Below are 23,391 nucleotides of genomic sequence, written 5' to 3' on the forward strand. Positions count from 1 at the left end.
TTCGGGCAGGGGCTTGAGGACTGCGGCAGACTGCTGACCATGCGTACCGCTCACCGCGTGGAGACCGTACGGGCCGCCGAGGCCGCCCTCATGGACCGGCTGCCCCCCGGCGCCCTCATGGCACGAGCCGCGGCGGGCCTCGCCGCCGCCTGCTTCTCTCTCCTCGGGAAGGGACGGGTGTACGGGGCAAGGGTCGTCCTCCTCGTCGGCAGCGGCGACAACGGCGGCGACGCCCTCTACGCCGGCGTCCGGCTCGCCCGGCGCGGCGCCGCCGTCACCGCCGTCCTGCTCGGCGACCGCGCCCACGAGGGGGGGCTCGCGGCCCTCCGGGCGGCGGGAGGCCGGGTCGCCGACGACCCGTTCGCACCCCTCGCCACCGCCGACCTCGTCCTCGACGGCATCACCGGCATCGGCGGGCACGGCGGACTCCGGCCCGACGCGGTGCCCGTCGCCCGGGCCGCGCGCGGCTCCGACGCCGTCGTCGTCGCCGTCGACCTGCCCAGCGGCGTCGACGCGGACACGGGGGAGGTGACGGGGGAGGCGCTGCGGGCGGATGTGACGGTGACCTTCGGGACGTACAAGCCGGGGCTCCTCGTCGACCCCGCGCGGGAGTACGCGGGCGCGCTGCGGCTCGTCGACATCGGACTCGGCGAGGAGCTGCCGGGCGTGCCCGACCTGGAGGCGCTCCAGCACCAGGACGTGGCGCGGCTGCTGCCCGTACCGGGCGCCGAGAGCGACAAGTACCGGCGCGGAGTCCTCGGCGTCGTCGCCGGATCCGCCCGCTATCCGGGCGCGGCCGTCCTCACCGTCGAAGGGGCGCTCCGGGGCGGGGCGGGGGCCGTGCGGTACGTCGGACCCGCCGCCGACGCGGTGATCGCCCGGCACCCCGAGACCCTCGTCCACGCGGGGCCGCCCTCCGCGGCGGGGCGCGTCCAGGCCTGGGTCGTCGGGCCCGGGCTCGGCGACGAACCCGGTGTCGAGGAGGTCCTCGCCTCGGACGTGCCGGTCCTCATGGACGCGGACGGACTCCGCGGCCTGGACCCCTTGCTGGTACGGGCACGCAGCGCGCCGACCCTCCTCACCCCGCACGCGGGCGAGGCGGCGGCGCTGCTCGGCGTGGCCCGCGAGGAGGTGGAGGCGGGGCGGCTCGCGGCGGTACGGGAACTGGTGGGGCGGTTCGGGGCGACGGTGCTGCTCAAGGGCTCGACGACGCTGGTGTACGGGCCGGGCGGCGGCCCCGTACGGGTGAACCCCACCGGGACCGGCTGGCTGGCCACGGCCGGCAGCGGCGACGTCCTCTCCGGCCTGGCCGGCTCCCTCCTGGCGGCGGGCCTGAGCCCCCTGGACGCGGCCTCGTGCGCCGCGTACCTCCACGGCCTGGCGGCCCGCCGGGCGTCCCAGGGCTGGGGGCCGGTGACGGCGGGGGAGGTGGCGGCGTCGCTGGGGGCGGCGTGGCGGGACGTGACGGCGGAGGGGTGAGGCTCCGGGGGCGCGGGTGCGGGTCCGTTGCGGGCGCGGGGTGCCCTCCGGGCGGGCCCCCCACCCCACCCCTTCCCGAAACCCTGCCGGGGGCGGGTGGGGGTTGTCCTGGGGGCTTCGCCCCCGGACCCCTGACGGCGGCCGCTTCGCGGCGCCGGGGGCTCGGCCCCCGGGCTTCGGCCCCGGACCCTCGACGGCGGCCGCTTCGCGGCGCCGGGGGAGCTCTGCCCCCGGGCTTCGCCCCCTCCCGTCCCGCCCCCACTCGGGCGAACCCGTTGCCCCGGCTGCCCTTTCCGGCGCGCTCCGCGGCGTGGGCCGGGATTGGGTGGTGGGGTGATCAGGTGGAGAAGTCGTCTCGCGTCGTTGTCGTTCGTTCTTGCCGCCGCGCTCGCGGTCGGGCCCGGCGCCTTCGCCGATGAGCCCGCGCCCGGTGCCGGGGCCGTTCCCGGCACCGTTGAGCCGGAGGCCGGTGCCGGGGCCGTCCCCGGCACCGTCGAGCCCGAGCCCGGTGGCCCCGCCGGCCCCCTCGGCTCCGACGACGTCCTCGTGCCCGGTGTCGCCGGAGGCGGGGCGGCCGAGTATCCGATGGATACGCCCGATCAGGTGCTGCCGCCCCTGCGGGTCGACGGGGGCGTTCCCGTGCCCGAGCCGGAGGGGGAGGTGGACGAGTTGGTCGAGTACATGCCGCGCAGTGCCGTCGGGGCCGCCTGTACCGCCACCACCGGAACCCATCAGCGGCTGGTCGAGCGGCTGTTGAAACTTCCCGTCGACGGGAGGCAGTCCGCCGCCGACTGCCGGGCCATCCGTGCCTTCCAGGTCAAGGAGAAGATCAAACCCGCCAACGGGTACGCCGGGCCCGTCACCTGGGCCAGGGCCGAGCTGCTCGCCGCCCGGAAGAACCTCGATCCGGGTGGGCGCTGTCCCGTGAAGAAGTACACCGTGGCCTGCGTCGATCTCGACCGGCAGCTCATGTGGGTCCGGAAGGACAAGAAGGTCACGTTCGCGGTCGTCAACATCCGGAGCGGGCGGCCCGGCTACGCGACCCGCACCGGCTGGCACTCCGTCTACTGGCGGAACAAGGACCACTGGTCCTCCATCTACGACACCCCCATGCCGTACGCCCAGTTCTTCGACGGCGGTCAGGCCTTCCACGCCGTCTACGGGCAGCTCGCCACGCCCACCGGCAGCCGTGGCTGCGTCAATCTCAGCTACGGCCATGCCCAGAAACTCTGGGACGTGCTGCGCAAGGGTGACCGGGTCTACATCTGGGGAAAGCGGCCCGGGAGCTGACACCTGAGAGACTGGGCGCGATGACTGAGACACCGCCGCCCCGCAGAGCCCGCGCCGAGATCGACCTCGGTGCGCTGCGTGCCAACGTCCGCACGCTGCGCGCCCGCGTCGCCCCCCACGTCCGGATCATGGCCGTGGTCAAGGCCGACGCGTACGGCCACGGCGCCGTCCGCTGTGCCCGCGCCGCCCTGGACGCGGGAGCCGACTGGCTCGGGACGGCCACGCCGCACGAGGCGCTCGCGCTGCGGGCCGCCGGCATCGTCGACGTGCCGGTCATGTGCTGGCTCTGGACGCCCGGCGACCCCTGGGACCAGGGCATCGAGGCCGGTCTCGACATGTCCGTGAGCGGGATGTGGGCCCTGGAGGAGGTTCTCCACGCGGCGAGGACGACCGGGGGGACCGCCCGTATCCAGCTCAAGGCCGACACCGGGCTCGGGCGCAACGGCTGCCAGCCCGCCGACTGGCCCGAGCTCGTGGAAGCGGCCCTGAAGGCGGAGGCCGACGGCCTCGTCAAGGTCACCGGGCTCTGGTCGCACCTCGCGTGCGCCGACGAACCCGACCACCCCTCCATCGCCGCCCAGCTCGACGTCTTCCGCTCGATGCTCGACCACGCGGAGAAGGCCGGCGTCCGGCCCGAGGTCCGGCACATCGCCAACTCGCCCGCCACCCTCACCCTCCCCGAGGCCCACTTCGACCTCGTCCGGCCCGGCATCGCGCTGTACGGCGTCTCGCCCAGCCCCGAGCTCGGCACCTCCGCCGAGCTCGGACTGCGGCCCGTCATGTCGCTGAAGGGGAGCATCGCCCTCGTCAAGCGGGTGCCCGGCGGGCACGGCGTGAGCTACGGCCATCACTACGTCACCGAGACCGAGACCACTCTCGGGCTCGTGCCCCTCGGGTACGCCGACGGCGTTCCCCGGCACGCCTCCGGCCGCGGACCCGTCCTCGTCGACGGCACGGTCCGTACGGTCGCCGGGCGGGTCGCCATGGACCAGTTCGTCGTCGACCTCGGCGGGGACGAGCCCCCGCCCGGTACCGAGGCCGTGCTCTTCGGTTCCGGCGACCGGGGCGAGCCGACGGCCGAGGACTGGGCGGTGGCCGCCGACACCATCGCGTACGAGATCGTCACCCGGATCGGCGCGCGCGTCCCGCGCGTGTACCTGGGCGAGTAGGGGGAGACGACGTGGGCGACGCAGCCGGTACCGGTACCACCAGCTGGCGGCGCGCCGGGTTCGCCGGTGCCGCGATAGGCGTCCTCGCCGCTGGCGCGGCCGCCGGGGTCGCCGTCGAGCGGCTCACCGTCGGCCGTTCCGTGCGCCAGAAGGCGCGGCTCGCCCTCGACTCCACCGGTCCGTACGGCGGACTGCGCGGGACCCCCGGCCGGGCCCTCGCCGACGACTCGACCGTCCTCTACTACGAGGTGGACGAGGTCGAGGCGCCCGCCCCGCCCGCCCGCCGACGGCGGCTCTTCGGGCGCAAGGAGCCCGCGCCCGTCACCGTCGTCTTCAGCCACGGCTACTGCCTCAACCAGGACTCCTGGCACTTCCAGCGCGCCGCGCTGCGCGGTCTCGTCCGCACCGTCCACTGGGACCAGCGCAGTCACGGCCGTTCGGGCGCCGGTGTCTCGCAGGCCGGTGCCGACGGCGTGCCCGTCACCATCGACCAGCTCGGTCGTGATCTCAAGGCCGTCCTCGACGTCGCCGCGCCCGAGGGCCCGCTCGTCCTCGTCGGGCACTCGATGGGCGGGATGACGATCATGGCGCTCGCCGACCGCTACCCGGAGTTCGTCCGCGACCGGGTCGTCGGCGCCGCCTTCGTCGGCACCTCGGCCGGGAAGCTCGCGGAGGTGTCGTACGGGCTGCCGATCGCCGGCGTCAACGCCGTCCGCCGGGTCCTGCCGGGGGTGCTGCGGGCGCTCGGCTCCCAGGCGGAGCTCGTCGAGCGGGGCCGCAGGGCGACCGCGGACCTGTTCGCCGGGCTGATCAAGAAGTACTCGTTCGCGTCGAGGGACGTGGACCCGGCGGTGGCCCGCTTCGCGGAGCGGATGATCGAGTCGACCCCCATCGACGTCGTCGCCGCGTTCTACCCGGCCTTCGCCGAGCACGACAAGGCCGCCGCCCTGCCCGTTCTCGCCGGGGTGCCGGTGCTCGCGCTCGCCGGGGACAACGACCTGGTGACGCCGAGCTCGCACACCGAGGCCATCGCCGACCTGCTCCCGGAGGCGGAACTCGTCATCGTCCCCGACGGCGGCCATCTGGTGATGCTGGAGCACCCGGAGGCGGTCACCGACCGCCTCGTCGACCTGCTGGTACGCGCGGGCGCCGGTCCGGAGACGGAGGCGGCGGCGGAGATCGCGGCGGAGGCGGCGCCCGGAGATCGTGGCGGAGACGGCTGAGGCGGCGGAGGCTACGGAGGCGACGACGGTCACGGCGGAACCCGACACCCGCAACGGATAGGTTGGCGGGTATGGAAGCAGCGCACCCGCCCGTCTCCGGCGCCACCCTCTCCGTCGACTCCCCCCAGCAGATGCAGGAGCTCGGCCGCCGCCTCGCGAAGATCCTCCGCCCCGGCGACCTCGTCATGCTCACCGGCGAGCTCGGCGCCGGGAAGACCACCCTGACCCGGGGCCTCGGCGAGGGGCTCGGGGTGCGGGGTGCCGTCACCTCCCCGACCTTCGTCATCGCCCGCGTCCACCCGTCGCTGACCGGCGGTCCCGCCCTGGTGCACGTGGACGCGTACCGCCTCGGCGGCGGTCTCGACGAGATGGAGGACCTCGACCTCGACGTCTCGCTGCCCGAGTCGGTCGTCGTCGTCGAATGGGGTGACGGCAAGGTCGAGGAGCTGGCCGACGACCGGCTGCACCTGCTGATCCACCGGGTGACCGGGGACACCGACGACGACCGGCGCACGGTCGTGCTGCGCGGGATCGGCCCGCGCTGGGCCGGCGAGGACCTGGGCGTGCTCTGAACGGCCGGATCGCGGGTACGTAGATTCCGACAACGTGTCGGGAAGGTGTTGCGTCGTTCGTACGTGCCGTGGTGACATGGTTGCACGAACTGGTTAGGTCTACCTAACCTACGGGAGGCATGCATGGCGACGCCGAAGCGCGCGGAACACACCCGGGACCACGTCTCGATGAGTGACCTGCTGGCGTCCTGCGTGGCCGCCCGCGAGCTCTCGACTCCACCCCGGATCGAGCCGGAGCGGGCCGAGGACGGGTTGGACGAGCCCCTCGGCGGGCTGCGGGACGTACGGGACGAGGCCGCGTGAGCCGGTAGGACGCGCGCGCTCAGGCGACGACGACGACCTTCGCGCCGATCACCGCGAACATCCACAGCGCGTCACCGTCGGCCCGCTTCATGCGGATGCCGCCCGTCTTCTTCGACGGGTCCGGGCTCGGCGTCGAGCCGTCGACCGCCGCGCTGAAGCCGATCGCCACGTCCTGGGCCGTCGCGAACCGCACCACGTGCTCGATCTGCACGCCGTCCGAACCGCGGACCGAGCCCGAACGGGAGGTCACGCTGTACGCCCCGGGCGCCGGGTGCACCGTGCTCGGCATCACCGTGAACGTACGGGTCGCCCTGCCCTTCCCGTCGACCAGCCACACCCGGCGGTCGGCGAGCGCGTACACCACCCGCTCGCCGCTGCCCGAGTTCGCCGGGACGGCGAGGGGGTTCGCGGCAGGCTCCTTCGGGCCGCCGCTCGGCGAGATCGAGGGGACGGCGGTGCTCGGCGTCCGCGGCTTCTGCGTCAGATCGGCGGGGACGTTGGCCGAGGCCTGGTACGCGAGGAAGGCGACCGCGGCGACCGCCGCCGCCGTGAGCCCGGCCACGAATCCCGAGCTGCTCCGTGCCACCGTGCCCACCTCTCGTACGAACGTATCGAAGGGTGACGGTAGCAGCCGGGGGAGCGAGGGGCCGGGCACCGTGCCCGGGAGCCGTAGGCTGTTCGCGTGCTGTTGCTCGCCATGGATACCGCCACCCCCGCCGTCACCGTCGCCCTGCACGACGGCGAGGCCGTCGTCGCCTCGTCGAGCCAGGTCGACGCCCGCCGCCACGGGGAGCTGCTGCTGCCCGCCGTCGACCGGGTCCTCAAGCAGGCAGGCCTGACGCTCGACGCGGTCACCGGCCTCGTCGTCGGTGTCGGCCCCGGCCCCTACACGGGCCTGCGCGTCGGCCTCGTCACCGCCGCGGCCTTCTCCTCCGCCCTCGGAGTGCCGGTCCACGGACTGTGCACCCTCGACGGGCTCGCGTACGCCTCCGGGATCGGCGAGCCCTTCGCCGTCGCCACGGACGCGCGGCGCAAGGAGGTCTACTGGGCGCGCTACGACGACTCCCGCACCCGCGCGACCGACCCGGCCGTCGACCGGCCCGCCGAGATCGCGGAGTCGCTCGCCGGCCTCCCGGTCGTCGGCGCGGGCGCCCGCCTCTACCCCGAGGCCTTCCCCGACGCCCGCGACCCCGAGCACCAGTCGGCGGCGGCGCTCGCCGCGCTCGCCGCGGAGAGGCTGGCGGCCGACGGGGACGGGTTCCTCGACCCGCTGCCGATGTACCTGCGCCGCCCCGACGCGCAGGTGCCGAAGAACTACAAGGTGGTCACACCCCAGTGACCGGCGCCGTCGAACTGCGCGAGATGCGCTGGTGGGACATCGCACCGGTCCTCGCCCTCGAGGACGAGCTGTTCCCCGAGGACGCCTGGTCGGCGGGGATGTTCTGGTCGGAGCTCGCGCACGCGCGCGGACCGCGGGCCACCCGCCGCTACATCGTCGCGGAGGACGGCGAGGGACGGCTCGTCGGATACGCCGGGCTCGCCGCCGCCGGCGGTCTCGGCGACGTCCAGACGATCGCCGTCGCCCGCGACCAGTGGGGCACCGGCCTCGGCGCCCGGCTCCTCACCGACCTGCTGCAGCACGCCACCGCCTTCGAGTGCGACGAGGTGCTCCTCGAAGTGCGCGTGGACAACACCCGGGCCCAGAAGCTCTACGAGCGCTTCGGCTTCGAGCCCATCGGCTTCCGGCGCGGCTACTACCAGCCCGGAAACATCGACGCGCTCGTGATGCGACTGACCGTCCAAGGAACCGAGACCGAGATCTGATGTCCGCACCGACCCATGGCTGGAATGACTGATGGCTGACGAACCGCTCGTACTCGGCATCGAGACCTCCTGTGACGAGACCGGCGTCGGCATCGTCCGCGGGACCACGCTCCTCGCCGACGCCGTCGCCTCCAGCGTCGACACCCACGCCCGCTTCGGCGGCGTCGTCCCCGAGATCGCCTCCCGCGCCCACCTGGAGGCGATGGTCCCGACGATCGAGCGCGCCCTCAAGACGGCCGGGATCTCCGCGAGGGACCTCGACGGCATCGCCGTCACCGCGGGACCCGGTCTCGCGGGCGCCCTGCTCGTCGGCGTCTCGGCCGCCAAGGCCTACGCGTACGCCCTCGGCAAGCCGCTCTACGGCGTCAACCACCTCGCCTCGCACATCTGCGTCGACCAGCTGGAGCACGGCAAGCTGCCCGAGCCGACGATGGCCCTGCTCGTCTCCGGCGGCCACTCCTCGCTGCTGCTCTCCGCCGACATCACCTCCGACGTGCGGCCCCTCGGCGCCACCATCGACGACGCGGCCGGCGAGGCCTTCGACAAGATCGCCCGCGTCCTCGACCTCGGCTTCCCCGGCGGACCGGTCATCGACCGGCTCGCCAGGGAGGGCGACCCGGCCGCCATCGCGTTCCCGCGCGGCCTGAGCGGCTCCCGGGACCCCGCGTACGACTTCTCCTTCTCCGGCCTCAAGACCGCCGTGGCCCGCTGGATCGAGGCCAAGCGGGCGGCCGGCGAGGACGTGCCGGTACGGGACGTCGCCGCGTCCTTCCAGGAGGCGGTCGTCGACGTGCTCACCCGCAAGGCCGTCCGGGCCTGCAAGGACGAGGGCGTCGACCACCTGATGATCGGCGGTGGCGTCGCCGCCAACTCCCGGCTGCGGGCCCTCGCCGAGGAACGCTGCGAGCGGGCCGGCATCCGGCTGCGGGTGCCACGGCCGGGCCTCTGCACCGACAACGGCGCCATGGTCGCCGCCCTCGGCTCCGAGATGGTCGCCCGCAACCGGTCGGCCTCCGACCTGGAACTCTCAGCGGACTCCTCGCTTCCGGTGACGGACCCGCATGTGCCGGGGAACCACGGGCACACGCACGACCACGACCACGATCATGTGCACGAGGTCAGCAAGGAGAACCTGTACCCGTGACCACGGTGACGCTCATGTGGGAGGCGCGGGCCGCCCAGGGCCGGGGCGCCGAGCTCCTGGAGTGGGCCAGGGCCCAGGTCCTCCCGTACGAGCCGCTGCGCCGGGAGATCCTCCGCGCCCCCCAGGACCGGGTCCTCGTCCTCACCTGGTGGGAGACGGAGTCGTTCGACGCGGAGCTGCCCGAGCTGCCGGAGCCGGACGCGGAGCTGATCGCCCGTCCGGTCCACCGCTGGCGCTTCGAATCGGTGGAATAGGCGAGGGTCGGGCAACCTTTCGATCCCGGCGGGCATCCCACAACGCGTGAAGAAGACGATCGCGCTGTGGGCGGCCCTCACCGCCGCCGTGCTCCTGGTGACCGGCTGCGCGGCGGAGAACCCCGCCGGGGGCCGTGGCGGTGGCGGTGTGGGGAACGTTGGTGGTGACCGGGCCGGGGACGGTGACGGCGGTGGTGACCGGGCCGGGGACGGTGACGGCGGTGGTGACCGGGCCGGGGACAAGGTGCCCGAGGCGCCCGCCGCACCCGGTGCCGCCGCTGCCGCCGCGTACCGCAAGTGGGGGCTCAAGCCCTTCGCGCCGCCGCCGGCCCCGCCCGCCGTCAAGCCGGTCGTCCGGCCGTCCGGCGGCCCGGTCCCCGTCATCAGCGACATCCCCACCACCGAGAAGATCGTCTTCATCACGATCGACGACGGGGCGGAGAAGGACCCGGAGTTCGTGATGATGATGAAGGACCTCAAGGTCCCGGTCACGATGTTCCTCACCGACGCGGCCATCCGCGCCGACTACGCCTACTTCGCGCCGCTCGTCGCCCAGGGCCACGGGCTCGCCAACCACACCCTCACCCACCCCAACCTGCGCACCCTCTCCCAGGAGGCCCAGCGCCGTGAGATCTGCGGCCAGCAGACCAAGCTGAAGAATCGTTACGGCCAGGCCCCGCGGCTCTTCCGCCCGCCCTACGGCAACTGGAATGAGGCCACCCGCGCGGCGGCCGGGGAGTGCGGCGTCGACGCGATCGTGCTGTGGCGGGAGTCCATGCAGATCAAGAACATGCAGTACCAGCGCGGCGACCGGAAGCTGCACCCCGGCGACATCATCCTGGCCCACTTCCGCGGCCCCTCCGAGCTCAAGGGCCGGACGATGACGGAGATGACCGCCACCATGCTGCGCCGCATCCAGGAGCAGGGCTTCACCGTCGCCCGCCTGGAGGACTACGTCTAGGTCGGACACGTCCGAAAACTTTCCGGGCGTGGTGTCGATGCGGTCGCGGCCCGTTCGACGTATGTGTGGAAGGCGGGGAACGGCCCCGCCGCCGCACCACCGAGGAGTCGTCATGCCCCGCTTCCTGTCCCTCGTCCGGATCGAGGAGAACACCATCGACATGGAGAGCGCCGACCCCGGCTTCGAGGAGCGCATGGGCGCGCTCTTCGAGGAGATCACCAAGGCCGGCGCCATGGTGGACACGGCCGGGCTCAGGCCGACCGCCGAGGCCACCCGGATCACCTGGTCGGACGGGAAGCTCTCGTACACCGACGGGCCGTTCACCGAGACCAAGGAGGTCGTCGGCGGCTACGCCATGCTCCAGTGCAAGGACATGGCCGAGGCCGTCGAATGGGGGAAGCGCTTCCTGGCCGTCCACCCGCCGCAGTGGAAGGTCGGCCTCGAGGTCCGCGAGGTCGAGGAGATGCCGGAGGGCTGACCCGCCCGCACTGTCCGAGCCGTGTGCTGTCATGGGAGATGTGACGGCACACGGCCCTGACCCGGTGGAGAGCACCCTCGACACGGTCTTCCGCATGGAGTCGGCGCGGATCATCGCCACGGTGGCGCGGATCGTCGGGGACATCGGCATCGCCGAGGAGATCGCCCAGGACGCCCTCGTCGCCGCCCTGGAGCAGTGGCCGGGGGACGGGGTCCCGGAGCGGCCGGGAGCCTGGCTGACGGCCACGGCCAAGCACCGCGCCGTCGACCTCGTGCGGCGCCGCGAGACGTACGCCAGAAAGCTCGCCGAGGTGGGCAGGACGCTCACGGAGGAGTCGTACGACCCCGAGCCCCCCGGGCCCGGTGACATCGACGACGACGTACTGCGGCTGATCTTCACCGCCTGCCATCCGGTGCTCTCCGCCGACGCCCGGGCCGCGCTGACCCTGCGGCTCGTCGGCGGGCTCCGCACGGACGAGATCGCCCGCGCCTTCCTCGTACCGGAGGCGACGGTCGCGGCGCGGATCACCCGCGCCAAACGGACGCTCGCGAAGGCGGGCGTCCCCTTCGAGGTGCCGTACGGCGAGGACCGGGCGGCCCGGCTCGGCTCCGTCCTCGAAGTGATCTACCTGATCTTCAACGAGGGGTACGCGGCGACCGCCGGCGACGACCTGCTGCGCCCCGGCCTCTGCGAGGACGCGCTGCGCCTCGCCCGGGGCCTCGCCGCCCTCGTACCGCAGGAGGGCGAAGCGCAGGGCCTGGCCGCCCTGTTGGAGCTCCAGGCCTCCCGGACGGCGGCCAGGACCGGGCCCGGCGGACAGCCGGTGCTGCTCGCCGCGCAGGACAGGCGGCGGTGGAACCGGCTGCTCATCCGGCGCGGGTTCGCCGCCCTCGCCCGGGCCGGGGACGGGCGCTCGTACGGGCCGTACGCCCTGCAGGCCGCCATCGCCGCCTGCCACGCGCGGGCCGCCTCGTACGAGGAGACCGACTGGGCGACCATCGCCGCCCTGTACGGACAGCTGGGCCTCCTCGCCCCCTCCCCGGTCGTCGAACTGAACCGCGCGGTCGCCGTGTCGATGGCCGAGGGCCCGGCGGCGGCCCTCCCGCTCGTCGACGCCCTCGCCGCCGAACCGTCCCTGGCGCGCTACCACCTGCTGCCGAGCGTGCGGGGCGACCTGCTGGCCCGGCTCGGCCGGCCGGCGGAGGCCCGTACGGAGTTCGAGCGGGCGGCCGAGCTCACCCGCAACGAGAGCGAGCGGGCGCTGCTGCGGGGGAGGGCGCGGGAGTCGGGCGTCGCCGCCGGTGGGCTTCCGGGGGTCGGGGTCGGGGGGTCGGGTCCGTACTCGTCGCCGTAACTCCGGTACGGGGGGCGTTCCGTCGGGGCCCTGAGGCGCACCCTTAGGGTCTTGGCATGTCCCCGCGCATTCCGCTGCCTCCGCCACCCCCACCCGCCGAACTCCGGAGCTGGCCCGACCGGGACGCACGGCTCGCGGACCGGGCGCTCGCGCTCGACGAGCTCAGCAGGCGGCTGCTCGGCGGCGGGCGGCTCGCGCTCTTCCTGCTCTGGTTCTTGCTGCTCCAACTCGGCTGGGGGCTGATCGGGGTCCTGCTCACCTCGCTCGGCAGGCCCGTGCCCGATCCGATCACCCTGCTCATCGGGGTCTTCACCGCGATCATCGGCATCGGCGTCCTCGTCCCGGCCGTGTGGCTGACCGTCCGCAGTCTGCGGCGCGACCGGATCGTCCGCGAGCGCCTCGTCCTCTGGGCCGCCCTGGACCGGCACGGACCGACGGACGCCCGGCTGCGCGCCCCCGTCCTCAGCGCCGGCTGGATGCTGCTGTCCTTCGCGATGTGCGGTCTTGGTCTCTGGATGGGCTTCGCGATCCCGGCGGGCACCAGCACGCACGACGGCTACGGCCTGGTCGCCTACGGCATGGGCGTCGCCCTGATCCTCTGGATCACCGGCCTGACGGGCCTGGCGAAGGCCTTCGGCCACTACCGCCTCGCGGTACGCCTGACGGGCGGCCGCCGGTGACGGCCGGGTCGACGGCCTCGCCCGTCAGTGCCGAGGGGTCACCGACCGCCGGTGCTCGCCGGACGGCCGATCAGCATCGTCGGGGCGCCCGCCACCCGGGTGAGCAGGACCGTCGCCGCGTTCGGGCCCTTCGGCTTCACCTTGCGGCGGATCTCCTCGGGTTCCACCGCCGAGCCGCGCTTCTTCACCGTCAGGTTGCCGACCTCGCGCTCCCGCAGCAGGGCCTTCAACTTCTTCAGGTTGAAGGGGAGTTCGTCGGTGATCTCATAGGCGGAGGCGTACGGCGTGGGGACGAGGGCGTCCGCCGTGACGTACGCGATCGTCGCGTCGATCAGGCCGCCGGCCACGTCCTCCGCCACCTCGGCGACCAGATGCGCCCGGATGACCGCGCCGTCCGGCTCGTAGAGATAGCGGCCGACCGGCCGGACCGCCGGGTCGGGCAGGCCCCGGCCGGCGAGGCCCGCGCCGGAGGGCAGCAGCGTGGCCCGGCGGAGGCCCGGCTCCGTACCGAACCAGAGGACCGCCTCCTTGACGTCCCCGCCGTCCGAGATCCACTCGGCCTCGGCCTCCTCGGGCACCGCCTCGTGCGGGATGCCGGGGGCCACCTTCAGGGCCGCGTGCGGGGCGGTGCGGGCCGCCTCGACGGCCCATGACAGCGGCGGGGAGTACGCCTCCGGGTCGAAGATCCTGCCCCGGCCGCCGCGCCGCGCCGGGTCGACGAAGACGGCGTCGTACGGGGTGGTGTCGATGTCGGTGACGTCCGCGCACCGCACCTCGATCAGCTCCGTGAGGCCGAGCGCCTCGGCGTTGGCGCGGGCCGCCTCCGCGGTGAGCGGGTCGCGGTCGACGGCGAGGACGGAGATCCCGGCGCGGGCCAGGGCGATCGCGTCGCCGCCGATGCCGGAGCAGAGGTCGGCGACGCTGCGGACGCCGAGCGCCTTCATCCGGGCCGCCCGGTGGGCGCCGACCGAGGCGCGGGTCGACTGCTCGACGCCGTTCGGCGTGAAGTACATCCGGTACGCGTCCTCCGCGCCGAACTTCGCCACCGCCCGCTGCCGCAGCCGTGCCTGCCCGATGGCCGCCGTGACCAGTTCCGCGGGGTGGTCGCGGCGGAGCCGTGAGGCCACCGCCAGCTCCCGCGCGGGGTCGTAGTCGCGCAGGGCGGTGAGGAGGGTCTGCCCCTCGGGTCCGAGGAGCGGGGCGAAGGAGGCGAGGTCGGTCACCCGTCCCATTGTGGGCCCTGTGACGCTGTGGGCCGGCCGGGGGACGTGGGTGCGGTACGGCGGTGTCGCGGCCGGGAACGGGGCGCCGCGCTGACAGGATGCGGCGCCATACGACTCTTACGACAAAAGGACAAAATGATGGCAAACGGTGTGCACCGTTCCTCCCGAGTGCTCGGAGCCGCCCTCGTCGTCGCCGCCCTCGCCTCCACCGCGACGGCCTGCTCCGACGACCCCGAGCCGGTCGCCGGTGCGCCCGCCCCCGCCGCCGGACAGCAGGCCCCGGCGCAGGGTGCGTCCGGCGCGCTCACCAAGTACGTCGAGAAGGTCCGCGAGCAGCGCGCCGCCCGGGTGCTCGCCGCGAAGAAGTGGGGCCTCGCCCGGCCGCCGCTCGACGCCCCCGCCCCGCCCGCCGTCAAGCCGAAGATCACCACCCGCAAGGGATTCGAGACGGACGGCGAAGGCCTGCCGCCCGTCTTCACCACCGTGCCGACCAAGCAGAAGGTCGTCTTCCTGACGATCGACGACGGCGCGGAGAAGGATCCCCAGCTGCTGCGGATGATGAAGGAGCTCCGGATCCCGTACAGCGCCTTCATCAGCGACTACGTCGTCAAGGACGACTACGGCTACTTCGCCCGCATGCAGACGTCGCAGGAGGGCGGGGTCGCCCTGCACAACCACACCCTCAACCACCGCTATCTGCCGGGACTCTCGTACAGCCGTCAGAAGCGCGAGATCTGCGGCATGCAGGACGTCATCGAGAAACGTTTCGGCAAGCGGCCGACGCTCTTCCGTCCGCCCTACGGCAACTACAACGAGGACACCCTGCGCGCCGCCAGGTCCTGCGGGGTCAAGGCCGTCCCGCTGTGGGCGTCCGAGGCGTTCCCCGACCGCATGGAGTGGCGCGAGTGGGACCGGGACCTGCACCCCGGCGACATCGTGCTCACCCACTTCCGGGGCAAGGACGACTGGAAGGGGACCATGCCCGACATGATCCGCCGGGTGATGAACGTGATCACGGCCAAGGGGTACGCGGTCGCGAAGCTCGAGGACTACGTGTGAGCCGCTCCTCGGCGCGCCGGACGGTTGCCGGAGTCGTCCTGGCCGGCGCGCTCCTCGCCGTCTCCGGCTGCGCCTCGGCGGTGGACCCGATCGAACGGCTCGGGCGCAAGGCGGCGGAGCGGGTGGGGACGGTGGAACCGCGGGAGGCGACGACGATCGCGGAACGGGCGGCGGCCGGGCCGGTACGAGGGGACACCCCCTAGGGCGTATCCGGCCATGATCCGCCGGACACCCCTAGCCTCCCGGGCGTTCACGGGGTCCGCCCCCGCGTCTAGCCTCCCGGGCATTCACAGGGCCCGCCCCCGCTGCGGCAGACGCACCGGGCCTCGGACGGTGCGGGCGGGGAGGCCGCCGGGTCCGGGGTCGCGGGGTGGGACCGCGACCATTCCTCGTTCGCGACGAGCAGGGTCGCGAGGGTGAGCAGCCCCACCGCGAAGAACTGCGCCCAGGCGGTCCACATCCAGCCCCCGCGCAGCATCGACCAGCCGAGCAGCAGGATGCCCGCCGTGATCCCGCCGAGGACGAGCACCGGCACCCAGTTCATCGGCGGCGTCCCCTCGGGCCGCGGGTCGTACGCCTCTCCCCACTTCCGCATGCCAAGGGTGAACGCGGCGATCAGGACGAGCACGCCTTCCAGGAGCAGGAGCGCGCACGCGAGCAGGATGTCGGCACCGGTGCGAACAGGAGGACGGGAAGTCGTCATGGATCGAACCCTCGTACGGAACAGAGGGGCGGGGTGTGCCGTTGCGCGTACCGAGACCGAATCGCCACACGGCACGGAATTGGCACTCCGCTTGACCGAGTGCTAACCGCGGTCATAGTCTCGGCTCTGGCACTCCCCACCGGAGAGTGCCAACACAGCGACGGGCAGGTCCGGCACCCGCGACGACGGATCCACCTGGTTCGCCACCTCAGACAGTCAACCCCGTGATCTCCGAAGGGGGAGGTCGGATCGTGACGACCACCAGCTCCAAGGTTGCCATCAAGCCGCTCGAGGACCGCATCGTGGTCCAGCCGCTCGACGCCGAGCAGACCACCGCCTCTGGCCTGGTCATCCCGGACACCGCCAAGGAGAAGCCCCAGGAGGGCGTCGTCCTGGCCGTCGGCCCGGGCCGCTTCGAGAACGGCGAGCGCCTGCCGCTCGACGTCCAGACCGGCGATGTCGTGCTCTACAGCAAGTACGGCGGCACCGAGGTGAAGTACAACGGCGAGGAGTACCTCGTCCTCTCGGCTCGCGACGTGCTCGCGATCGTCGAGAAGTAATTCACCGAAGTACTGAAGTACCGAAGTACGAGCACTGAACCAGATGCTCAGAGCTGCGCCCCGAGGCCCCTTCCAGGCGCCCCGGGGCGCGGTTCGTTCCACCCGATTCCGAGAGGGCTGAACCGCTCCCATGGCGAAGATCCTGAAGTTCGACGAGGACGCCCGTCGCGCCCTTGAGCGCGGCGTCAACAAGCTTGCCGACACGGTGAAGGTGACGATCGGCCCCAAGGGCCGCAACGTCGTCATCGACAAGAAGTTCGGCGCCCCCACCATCACCAACGACGGTGTCACGATCGCCCGCGAGGTCGAGCTCGAGGACCCGTACGAGAACCTCGGCGCCCAGCTGGTGAAGGAGGTGGCGACCAAGACCAACGACATCGCGGGTGACGGCACCACCACCGCCACCGTGCTCGCCCAGGCCCTGGTCCGCGAGGGTCTGCGCAACGTCGCCGCCGGTGCCTCCCCGGCCGCCCTGAAGAAGGGCATCGACGCCGCCGTCAAGGCCGTCTCCGAGGAGCTCCTCGCGACCGCCCGTCCGATCGAGGACAAGTCCGACATCGCCGCCGTCGCCGCGCTCTCCGCGCAGGACCAGCAGGTCGGCGAGCTCATCGCCGAGGCGATGGACAAGGTCGGCAAGGACGGTGTCATCACCGTCGAGGAGTCCAACACCTTCGGCCTTGAGCTCGACTTCACCGAGGGCATGGCCTTCGACAAGGGCTACCTGTCCCCGTACATGGTCACCGACCAGGAGCGTATGGAGGCCGTCCTCGACGACCCGTACATCCTGATCAACCAGGGCAAGATCTCCTCGATCCAGGACCTGCTGCCCATCCTGGAGAAGGTCATCCAGGCCGGCGCCAGCAAGCCGCTCCTGATCATCGCCGAGGACGTCGAGGGCGAGGCCCTGTCGACCCTGGTCGTCAACAAGATCCGTGGCACCTTCAACGCCGTGGCCGTCAAGGCCCCCGGCTTCGGCGACCGCCGCAAGGCGATGCTCGGCGACATGGCCACCCTCACCGGTGCCACCGTCATCGCCGAGGAGGTCGGCCTCAAGCTCGACCAGGCCGGCCTGGACGTGCTCGGCACCGCCCGCCGCGTCACCATCACCAAGGACGCCACCACCATCGTCGACGGTGGCGGCAACGCCGAGGACATCTCCGGCCGCGTCAACCAGATCAAGGCCGAGATCGAGTCCACGGACTCCGACTGGGACCGCGAGAAGCTCCAGGAGCGCCTCGCGAAGCTGGCCGGCGGCGTGTGCGTCATCAAGGTCGGCGCCGCCACCGAGGTGGAGCTGAAGGAGAAGAAGCACCGTCTGGAGGACGCCATCTCCGCGACCCGCGCCGCGGTCGAGGAGGGCATCGTCTCCGGTGGTGGCTCCGCGCTCGTCCACGCCGTCAAGGTCCTCGAGGGCAACCTCGGCAAGACCGGCGACGAGGCCACGGGTGTCGCGGTCGTCCGCCGCGCCGCCGTCGAGCCGCTGCGCTGGATCGCCGAGAACGCCGGCCTCGAGGGCTACGTCATCACCTCGAAGGTCGCGGAGCTCGACAAGGGCCAGGGCTTCAACGCCGCCACCGGCGAGTACGGCGACCTGGTCAAGGCCGGCGTCATCGACCCGGTGAAGGTGACGCGCTCCGCCCTGGAGAACGCCGCCTCGATCGCCTCCCTCCTCCTCACCACCGAGACCCTCGTGGTGGAGAAGAAGGAAGAGGAGCCGGCGGACCACGGCCACGGCCACGGTCACGGCCACTCGCACTGAGGCCTGTCGTAACTGATCGCCGAGGCCCGGTGCCCCCGTCGCGGGGGCACCGGGCCTCAGCGTTTCTCCGCCGGATTCACGCCTCCACCGCGTTTCTCCCCCGGGTTCACGCCTCCACCGCGCCGAGCTGCCCCATCAGGCCGAGCATGTCGTACTGCCACCAGCCCTCCGCGATCTTCCCGTCGTCCCGGACCCGGTGGATGACCGTCCCGGTCATGGTCACCTCCATGCCGGTGGGCTGGAGCCCCATGAAGTCGCCGGTGTGGGAGCCCGTCCAGGTCCAGCGGGTGCAGACCCGGTCGCCCTCCGCGATCTGGTCGTCGACGGCGAAGGAGAAGTCGAAGCCCTGCCGCCACATCCGCACCTCGCGCCGGACCGCGTCCATGCCGATGACGTCCTGCTCGGCGTTGGTCGGATCGTGGTCGTGGTACCCCTCGGCGAGCACCTCGTCGAGCAGCGCGAGCTCCGGCTCGCCGGCGAACATCTCCAGGAGACGGCGGGCGTTCGTCTTGTACAGCGCCTCGTCGCGCACCACGTCGAGGTCGGTGAAGGTCGGCATCTCGTCACAGAGCGCGACCATCTCCCGGAAGATCCGGTCGGTCTCGGGGAGCTGCGAGTTCCGCATGGCCACGTCGTACGAGGGGAACTCGACGATCTCCACGACGTGGGACGAGTCCGAACGGTCCTTGCCCACGATGCTGTGGGTGGCGGTCCGCTTGCCCTTGGTCTGCTCGACCCACTGATCCATGAGGCGGTTCAGGTCGTCGACCCGGCTGGTCCTGCAGTCGATGATTTGTACAAAGCTCATGGCGCCTCCCGACCCGTGGTAGGACCCTTCCAGTCTAGGTTGGGCGCATGGAGCGGGCAGGGGGAGAGCGGTCGATCACGGTCCGGAACCGAGCGGGCGTCGTGGTGATCGGCGACGACAACCGGATCGGCAGACCGGATCCGCCGGCCGTCCGCTCCGGATACGGCGAACAGGTCCGCCGGATCGCCCCGACGGAACTCATCGGCCGCGAAGCGGAGTTGGCGGAGCTCGCGGCCTTCTGCCGCGCCGACTCCGGCCCCGCGTACCTCTGGTGGCGCGCCGAGGCCTGGGCGGGCAAGACGGCCCTCCTCTCCTGGTTCGCCCGCAACCCGCCGCCGGGGGTGAGGATCGTCCCCTTCTTCATCACGGCCCGCCTCGGCGCCCAGAACGACGTCGTCGCGTACGTGGACGTCGTCCTGGAGCAGCTGGCGGGACTGGCGGGCGAGGGCCCCCCGGCGCTGCTCACGGCCGCGACCAGGGAGGCCCACCTCCTGCGGTTGTACGGGGAGGCCGCCGAGGCCTGCGCGGCGCGCGGCGAGCGCCTGGTCCTCCTCGTCGACGGCCTGGACGAGGACCGGGGCGTGACGACGGGCCCGGACACCCACTCGATCGCGTCCCTCCTCCCGTACGACCTGCCCGTCATCGTCTCCGGGCGCCTCCACCCGCCCCTCCCGGCCGACGTCCCCGAGAACCACCCGCTGCGGGACCCGTCGGCCGTCCGCTTCCTGACCCCGTCGCCGCAGGCCCGTGTGATCCGCGTCGAGGCCGAGCGCGAACTGAAGCGCCTCCTGGAGGCGGGCGGCCTCCCGTACGAGCTGCTCGCCCTGGTCGCGGCGGCGGGCGGCGGCCTGACGGCGGACGACCTCGCGGAGCTGACGGGCGAAGTGCCGTACCGGGTCAGGGACGTTCTGCGTACGGGCCCGGGGCGGACGTTCGCGCTGCGGGGCGAGGCGTACCTGCTGGCCCACGAGGAACTCGCGGCGCGGGCACGGGAGATGCTCGGCACCCGGGAACTCGACCGCCAGCGGCGGCGATTGTCCGCCTGGGCGGAGACATGGCGGGAGCGGGGCTGGCCGGAGGACACGCCGGCCCATCTTCTGTACGGCTGGTTCCCGGTGCTCCGGGCCGCCGGCGACCTCGACGGAATGCTGGCGTGCGCGCTCGACACCGCACGGCAGGACCGGCTCCGCGAGGCCACCGGCGGAGACGGCGCCGCGGTCGCCGAGATCCGCGCGGCCGGGGACGCGGCCCTCGCCCGCGGCGACGGGCCGGGCCTCGTCCCCACCATGCTCCGCCTCGCGATACGCCGCGACGCCCTCGCCCTGCGCAGCGGCACCGTACCGCCGGAACTCGCGGGCGCCTGGGCGACGGCCGGCGAGGTCGACCGCGCCATCGCCCTGGCCGGCGGCGACAGCGCGCTCCGGACCGTCCGGGTCCTCGCCGAGGTCGCGGCCAGACTGCTCCGCGCGGGGGACAGGACCCGCGCGGAAGAGCTGATCGACGGGATCGAGCGCCTGTCCGGGCGGACGCAGAGCACGTACGAGCGCTTCGAGGCCGCCAGGTGCCTCGTGCCGCTGCTGCTGGAGACGGGCGCGTACGAGCGGGCCGAGCAGACGGTCCGTGCCATGGACGTCCTCTTCCGGGACGAGTCCGTGCCGGTGCTCGTCGAGGGGCTGTGCCGGGTGGGCGAGCACACGGCCGCGCTCCGTGTCGCGCGCGACGTGGCCGGCGGCGGGACCGAGGGCGAGACGCTGGTCGCCCGCATGACCGTCACGGTGTGCCGGTCCCTGCTGGCTGCCGGGCGGGTCGCCGAGGCCGAGAACGCCGTGACGGAAGGGCCGTGGCACTCCGGCACCCGTGCGGCGCTTCTCCTGCACGGCGCGCTCGTCCTGCGGGACGCGGGACACGAGGGGCGGGCAGCCGCCCTGCGGGAGGCGGCGCTGCGCGCCGTCGACGCGCTGCACCCGGAGGGGCTCGACACGAACGTGGTGGCGCGGGCCCTCGCTGAGGCGGGGGAGTACGACCGACTCACGCGCCTCGGCCTGCGGACGTCCGGTCTGCCCGGCGACGAGCTGTTCGCGGTTCAGCTCGCGCGGGCGCACGTCTGGGACCGGGCAGGGGCCGCGCTCGGTCGGCTGCCCGAGCAGCCCATGGGCAGGATCCTGCGGGGTGTGCTCGCCGACGAGCTGACCGCCGTCGGGCGTACGGCGGAGGCGGAGCCGTTGGTGGCGGCACTGCCCACGGAGGAAGCGGAGCCCCGCTGGGAGGCCCTGGCCCTGGCGAGGCTCGGGAACGGCGACCCCGGGGGCGCCCTCGCCCTCCTGGACCGTATGGGCGCGGGCGGCCGGGACCGGGTCGTCGGCGCGTACGCCAGGCGGCTCGTGCGCGAGGGCCGTCGCGACCAGGCCCTTGCCATGACCCGTACGGGAGAGCCCCGGGACGCGGCGGTGTCGGTGGCCGTGGCGGACGAGCTCCTGCTGTGCGGGGACAGGGCGACGGCGGTGGAGCTGCTCGCGGCTGCCGAGGGGCGCTACCGCGAGCCGCCCCGGGAGGAGGTCGTCCACCGGATCGCGGCCGTCGCCGAAGGGCTCGCGTCGGTGCCCGGCCTGCGGGAGACGGCACGCGGGTTCCTGGCGGAGGAGGTGGTGCGCGAAGGTGGCGGCGCCGCCATCCGACTGTGCGAGGCGCTGGTTGCGGCCGGTGAGACGGACCGCGCGGAGGCCGTCGCGCTCGGCCTGTCGGGCTACCTCCGTGACCGTGCGCTGGTCGGCGTGGTGCGCGGGCGGGCCGCCGAAGGCGCCTACGGCGCCGTGGTCCACCTCGTGGCGGACTCCGGGGACGTCGTCTTCGACGGGGCGTACCTCGAAGCGCTGCGCGCCCTGGCGGAGGCAGGTGTGGCGGAGGCCGCCCTCGCGCTCGCGTCCACCGCGCCGGCGTGGCGGAAGGCCGAGACGTACGCGCTGTTGACGGAGGTCCTGGTGCGGGCCGGCCGGGTGGAGGAGGCGCTGGAGCAGTACGGGAACTGCGCCCGGACCGGAGTGAACGCGGACGCGCTGCCCGACGTCGTGCGGGCGTACCTCGTCCTCGGGTGGCGGGAGGAGGCCGTCGCTCTGGCGCGGGCGCTCGCGCCCGTCGTCGGCGGAGCGCGCGAGGGCGGTGCCGTGGCCCAGGCCCTGGTGCTCCTCGGGCGGTACGAGGAGGCGATCGCCGTCGCCCGCTCCCTGGACCCGGCGGAGGTCCCGGAAACACTGCTCGGCCTTGTGCGGCATCTGACGGTGGCGGGGCAGTACGAGCGGGCCCGGGACGTGCTCGGCGAGCTGTACGGCCTCGGCCGGCGCTGCGCCGAGGGCCTCGCCCGGCTCGCCGTCGTCGAACCGGAGCCCGCTCGGGCCCGGCAGGCCGTCGCGGTCGCCCTGCACCTGGGGCACTGGTACGACGTGCTGCCGGCCGTTCTGCGCTGTGCGCCGGACGCCCTGACCGTCGTCCTCGCCGAGGCCGAGCGCCTGCGCCTGCGCCTACGCCGAACGCTGGAGATCTGACGCCCGCACCTCCTCCGCGAACGGCTCACCGCGCGCGTACCGCGTGATCTCCCCGATCGCCTGGTCCGCCATCCGGTGCAGTTCGTTGCCCAGGGAGCCGGCCACGTGTGGGGTGAGCAGGACGTTCGGGAGGGTGTAGAGGGGGGAGTCGGGGGGCGGGAGTTCCGGGTCCGTGACGTCCAGGGTGGCGTGGAGGCGGCCCGTCAGGAGGTGGGGGAGGAGGGCCGTCTCGTCGATCAGGGAGCCCCGGGAGGTGTTGATCAGGGTCGCCCCGTCCGGCATCGCCGCCAGTTGCGCCGCGCCGATCATGTGGTGGGTCGACGGGAGCTGGGGCGCGTGGACCGAGACGACCGTGCTGCGGGCGCAGAGTTCGTCGAGGTCCGTCACCAGTTCCACGCCGGAGGGCGGGACGTCGACGTACGGGTCGTACAGCAGGATGTCGATGTCGAAGGGTCGCAGCAGGTCGATGACCCGGCGGCCGATGCGGGAGGCGCCGACGATGCCGACCGTGCGGCGGTAGTTGCCCCAGGCCGCGGACTCGGTGAGCCAGGTGTGGTCGGCGCGGAGTTCGGCGTACCGCTGGGCCGAGCCGAGTACCTGCTTTCCGGCGAAGAGGATCGCGGCGAGCGTGTACTCGGCGACGGGGAGCGCGTTGGCGGCGGCGGCCGAGGTGACGCGGAGGCCGCGGTCCCAGCAGGCGTCGGTGATGTGGTGCTTGACCGAGCCGGCGGCGTGGACGACGGCCCGCAGGCGCGGCGCGCGGTCGAGGACCTCGGCGGTGAGCGGGGTCGCTCCCCAGCAGGTGAGGAGGATCTCGGCCTCGGAGAGGGCGGCGGCCGTCCGGGGGTCCGGGGTGGTCAGGTCGTGGGCGACCAGGTGCGCGTCGGTGCGCGTGAGCCGGGCGAGGCGGGTGCGGTGGCCGTCGGTGAGGAGGCGTTCGGCGACGCCTTCGCCCATCGCGAGAAGGAGGGAGGGGCGGTTGTCAGTGGTCGGGTGCATCGTTGTACCT

At 73.4% G+C, this 23,391-nt stretch carries 24 protein-coding genes; 19 read left to right on the forward strand and 5 right to left on the reverse strand.

The features are described 5' to 3' along the window. The first annotated feature begins 39 nt into the window (after positions 1-39). From ACZ4VK_RS15995 to ACZ4VK_RS16020, 6 genes are all read left to right on the forward strand, one after another. Complete coding sequence (locus ACZ4VK_RS15995; RefSeq protein ID WP_468352576.1) at positions 40-1,479, forward strand: NAD(P)H-hydrate dehydratase; 1,440 nt, start codon at positions 40-42, stop codon at positions 1,477-1,479. A gap of 363 nt (positions 1,480-1,842) precedes the next feature. Further along, positions 1,843-2,769 (forward strand): L,D-transpeptidase family protein, encoded by a 927-nt coding sequence (locus tag ACZ4VK_RS16000; RefSeq protein ID WP_468352578.1) that lies wholly within the window; start codon positions 1,843-1,845, stop codon positions 2,767-2,769. A 20-nt stretch (positions 2,770-2,789) separates the two neighbouring features. Continuing rightward, positions 2,790-3,938: an alanine racemase gene (alr, locus tag ACZ4VK_RS16005; protein ID WP_468352580.1), complete on the forward strand. Its 1,149-nt coding sequence runs from the start codon at positions 2,790-2,792 to the stop codon at positions 3,936-3,938. An 11-nt stretch (positions 3,939-3,949) separates the two neighbouring features. Continuing rightward, entirely contained in the window at positions 3,950-5,161 is a 1,212-nt protein-coding gene (locus tag ACZ4VK_RS16010) for an alpha/beta fold hydrolase (RefSeq protein ID WP_468352582.1), read from the forward strand. Between the two features lie 71 nt (positions 5,162-5,232). Next, positions 5,233-5,733 (forward strand): tRNA (adenosine(37)-N6)-threonylcarbamoyltransferase complex ATPase subunit type 1 TsaE, encoded by a 501-nt coding sequence (tsaE, locus tag ACZ4VK_RS16015; RefSeq protein WP_468352584.1) that lies wholly within the window; start codon positions 5,233-5,235, stop codon positions 5,731-5,733. A gap of 123 nt (positions 5,734-5,856) precedes the next feature. Further along, a complete protein-coding gene (locus tag ACZ4VK_RS16020) occupies positions 5,857-6,036 on the forward strand; it encodes a hypothetical protein (RefSeq protein WP_468352586.1) in 180 nt (59 codons plus the stop codon). 19 nt (positions 6,037-6,055) lie between these two features. Here ACZ4VK_RS16020 and ACZ4VK_RS16025 read toward each other — a convergent pair whose 3' ends face one another. Then, positions 6,056-6,622, reverse strand: a complete 567-nt coding sequence (locus ACZ4VK_RS16025) for a hypothetical protein (RefSeq protein ID WP_468352588.1) — start codon at positions 6,620-6,622, stop codon at positions 6,056-6,058. Between the two features lie 96 nt (positions 6,623-6,718). Between ACZ4VK_RS16025 and tsaB the strand changes: the two genes are divergently transcribed. From tsaB to ACZ4VK_RS16065, 8 genes are all read left to right on the forward strand, one after another. Then, positions 6,719-7,375, forward strand: a complete 657-nt coding sequence (tsaB, locus tag ACZ4VK_RS16030; RefSeq protein ID WP_468352590.1) for a tRNA (adenosine(37)-N6)-threonylcarbamoyltransferase complex dimerization subunit type 1 TsaB — start codon at positions 6,719-6,721, stop codon at positions 7,373-7,375. A gap of 23 nt (positions 7,376-7,398) precedes the next feature. After that, positions 7,399-7,860: a ribosomal protein S18-alanine N-acetyltransferase gene (gene rimI, locus ACZ4VK_RS16035; RefSeq protein WP_468353291.1), complete on the forward strand. Its 462-nt coding sequence runs from the start codon at positions 7,399-7,401 to the stop codon at positions 7,858-7,860. A gap of 31 nt (positions 7,861-7,891) precedes the next feature. Then, positions 7,892-9,004 carry a tRNA (adenosine(37)-N6)-threonylcarbamoyltransferase complex transferase subunit TsaD gene (tsaD, locus tag ACZ4VK_RS16040; RefSeq protein ID WP_468352592.1) on the forward strand — a complete coding sequence of 371 codons (1,113 nt, stop codon included), beginning with the start codon at positions 7,892-7,894 and terminating at the stop codon, positions 9,002-9,004. Then, positions 9,001-9,258, forward strand: a complete 258-nt coding sequence (locus ACZ4VK_RS16045) for a hypothetical protein (RefSeq protein WP_468352594.1) — start codon at positions 9,001-9,003, stop codon at positions 9,256-9,258. Before tsaD ends, ACZ4VK_RS16045 begins: the two co-directional genes overlap by 4 nt. A 46-nt stretch (positions 9,259-9,304) precedes the next feature. Further along, entirely contained in the window at positions 9,305-10,219 is a 915-nt protein-coding gene (locus ACZ4VK_RS16050; RefSeq protein WP_468352596.1) for a polysaccharide deacetylase family protein, read from the forward strand. A gap of 112 nt (positions 10,220-10,331) precedes the next feature. After that, positions 10,332-10,697 carry a YciI family protein gene (locus tag ACZ4VK_RS16055; protein WP_073810095.1) on the forward strand — a complete coding sequence of 122 codons (366 nt, stop codon included), beginning with the start codon at positions 10,332-10,334 and terminating at the stop codon, positions 10,695-10,697. A gap of 31 nt (positions 10,698-10,728) precedes the next feature. Next, a complete protein-coding gene (locus tag ACZ4VK_RS16060) occupies positions 10,729-12,051 on the forward strand; it encodes an RNA polymerase sigma factor (protein ID WP_468352598.1) in 1,323 nt (440 codons plus the stop codon). A 56-nt stretch (positions 12,052-12,107) separates the two neighbouring features. Then, positions 12,108-12,731, forward strand: a complete 624-nt coding sequence (locus ACZ4VK_RS16065; RefSeq protein WP_468352600.1) for a hypothetical protein — start codon at positions 12,108-12,110, stop codon at positions 12,729-12,731. A gap of 38 nt (positions 12,732-12,769) precedes the next feature. On the opposite strand, the gene ACZ4VK_RS16070 is transcribed toward ACZ4VK_RS16065, so the two are convergent. Continuing rightward, the gene (locus ACZ4VK_RS16070) at positions 12,770-13,963 is read right to left on the reverse strand and encodes a THUMP-like domain-containing protein (protein ID WP_468352602.1); all 1,194 of its coding nucleotides are present in this window, start codon (positions 13,961-13,963) and stop codon (positions 12,770-12,772) included. 129 nt (positions 13,964-14,092) lie between these two features. On the opposite strand from ACZ4VK_RS16070, the gene ACZ4VK_RS16075 reads away from it, so the two are divergent. Next, on the forward strand, positions 14,093-15,013 hold the full coding sequence (locus ACZ4VK_RS16075) for a polysaccharide deacetylase family protein (protein ID WP_468352604.1): 921 nt from the start codon (positions 14,093-14,095) through the stop codon (positions 15,011-15,013). Next, positions 15,010-15,216, forward strand: coding sequence for a hypothetical protein (locus ACZ4VK_RS16080; RefSeq protein WP_468352606.1), 207 nt, complete (start codon positions 15,010-15,012; stop codon positions 15,214-15,216). The genes ACZ4VK_RS16075 and ACZ4VK_RS16080 overlap by 4 nt, the downstream gene beginning before the upstream one ends. 68 nt (positions 15,217-15,284) lie before the next feature. Here the strand turns inward: ACZ4VK_RS16080 and ACZ4VK_RS16085 are convergent, their stop codons facing one another. Beyond that, on the reverse strand, positions 15,285-15,716 hold the full coding sequence (locus ACZ4VK_RS16085) for a DUF6234 family protein (protein ID WP_468352608.1): 432 nt from the start codon (positions 15,714-15,716) through the stop codon (positions 15,285-15,287). Between the two features lie 251 nt (positions 15,717-15,967). Here ACZ4VK_RS16085 and groES point away from each other — a divergent pair, with 251 nt between their 5' ends. Together groES and groL are read left to right on the forward strand one after the other, a co-directional pair. Then, positions 15,968-16,276: a co-chaperone GroES gene (gene groES, locus ACZ4VK_RS16090; protein ID WP_384108098.1), complete on the forward strand. Its 309-nt coding sequence runs from the start codon at positions 15,968-15,970 to the stop codon at positions 16,274-16,276. A gap of 130 nt (positions 16,277-16,406) precedes the next feature. Next, positions 16,407-18,035 (forward strand): chaperonin GroEL, encoded by a 1,629-nt coding sequence (gene groL, locus ACZ4VK_RS16095; RefSeq protein ID WP_468352610.1) that lies wholly within the window; start codon positions 16,407-16,409, stop codon positions 18,033-18,035. Positions 18,036-18,141: 106 nt separating this feature from the next. Here the strand turns inward: groL and ACZ4VK_RS16100 are convergent, their stop codons facing one another. After that, on the reverse strand, positions 18,142-18,843 hold the full coding sequence (locus ACZ4VK_RS16100) for an ester cyclase (protein WP_468352612.1): 702 nt from the start codon (positions 18,841-18,843) through the stop codon (positions 18,142-18,144). Between the two features lie 47 nt (positions 18,844-18,890). Between ACZ4VK_RS16100 and ACZ4VK_RS16105 the strand changes: the two genes are divergently transcribed. Next, on the forward strand, positions 18,891-22,382 hold the full coding sequence (locus ACZ4VK_RS16105) for a hypothetical protein (protein ID WP_468352614.1): 3,492 nt from the start codon (positions 18,891-18,893) through the stop codon (positions 22,380-22,382). On the opposite strand, the gene ACZ4VK_RS16110 is transcribed toward ACZ4VK_RS16105, so the two are convergent. Continuing rightward, on the reverse strand, positions 22,359-23,381 hold the full coding sequence (locus ACZ4VK_RS16110; protein WP_468352616.1) for a hydroxyacid dehydrogenase: 1,023 nt from the start codon (positions 23,379-23,381) through the stop codon (positions 22,359-22,361). The two genes, ACZ4VK_RS16105 and ACZ4VK_RS16110, sit on opposite strands and share 24 nt — an antisense overlap. Positions 23,382-23,391 lie beyond the last annotated feature (10 nt).

It is taken from the genome of Streptomyces sp. NPDC028711 (genome assembly GCF_055565415.1).

Excerpts from the sequence above, each read along its gene's own strand:
- rimI (WP_468353291.1), top strand. The coding sequence starts at position 7,399 with ATGCGCTGGTGGGACATCGCACCGGTCCTCGCCCTCGAGGACGAGCTG.
- ACZ4VK_RS16060 (WP_468352598.1), top strand. The coding sequence starts at position 10,729 with ATGGGAGATGTGACGGCACACGGCCCTGACCCGGTGGAGAGCACCCTC.
- ACZ4VK_RS16085 (WP_468352608.1), bottom strand. The coding sequence starts at position 15,716 with ATGACGACTTCCCGTCCTCCTGTTCGCACCGGTGCCGACATCCTGCTC.
- ACZ4VK_RS16055 (WP_073810095.1), top strand. The coding sequence starts at position 10,332 with ATGCCCCGCTTCCTGTCCCTCGTCCGGATCGAGGAGAACACCATCGAC.
- ACZ4VK_RS16100 (WP_468352612.1), bottom strand. The coding sequence starts at position 18,843 with ATGAGCTTTGTACAAATCATCGACTGCAGGACCAGCCGGGTCGACGAC.
- ACZ4VK_RS16065 (WP_468352600.1), top strand. The coding sequence starts at position 12,108 with ATGTCCCCGCGCATTCCGCTGCCTCCGCCACCCCCACCCGCCGAACTC.
- ACZ4VK_RS16020 (WP_468352586.1), top strand. The coding sequence starts at position 5,857 with ATGGCGACGCCGAAGCGCGCGGAACACACCCGGGACCACGTCTCGATG.
- ACZ4VK_RS15995 (WP_468352576.1), top strand. The coding sequence starts at position 40 with ATGCGTACCGCTCACCGCGTGGAGACCGTACGGGCCGCCGAGGCCGCC.
- ACZ4VK_RS16070 (WP_468352602.1), bottom strand. The coding sequence starts at position 13,963 with ATGGGACGGGTGACCGACCTCGCCTCCTTCGCCCCGCTCCTCGGACCC.
- ACZ4VK_RS16105 (WP_468352614.1), top strand. The coding sequence starts at position 18,891 with ATGGAGCGGGCAGGGGGAGAGCGGTCGATCACGGTCCGGAACCGAGCG.
- ACZ4VK_RS16075 (WP_468352604.1), top strand. The coding sequence starts at position 14,093 with ATGGCAAACGGTGTGCACCGTTCCTCCCGAGTGCTCGGAGCCGCCCTC.
- groL (WP_468352610.1), top strand. The coding sequence starts at position 16,407 with ATGGCGAAGATCCTGAAGTTCGACGAGGACGCCCGTCGCGCCCTTGAG.
- tsaE (WP_468352584.1), top strand. The coding sequence starts at position 5,233 with ATGGAAGCAGCGCACCCGCCCGTCTCCGGCGCCACCCTCTCCGTCGAC.
- alr (WP_468352580.1), top strand. The coding sequence starts at position 2,790 with ATGACTGAGACACCGCCGCCCCGCAGAGCCCGCGCCGAGATCGACCTC.
- tsaD (WP_468352592.1), top strand. The coding sequence starts at position 7,892 with ATGGCTGACGAACCGCTCGTACTCGGCATCGAGACCTCCTGTGACGAG.
- ACZ4VK_RS16110 (WP_468352616.1), bottom strand. The coding sequence starts at position 23,381 with ATGCACCCGACCACTGACAACCGCCCCTCCCTCCTTCTCGCGATGGGC.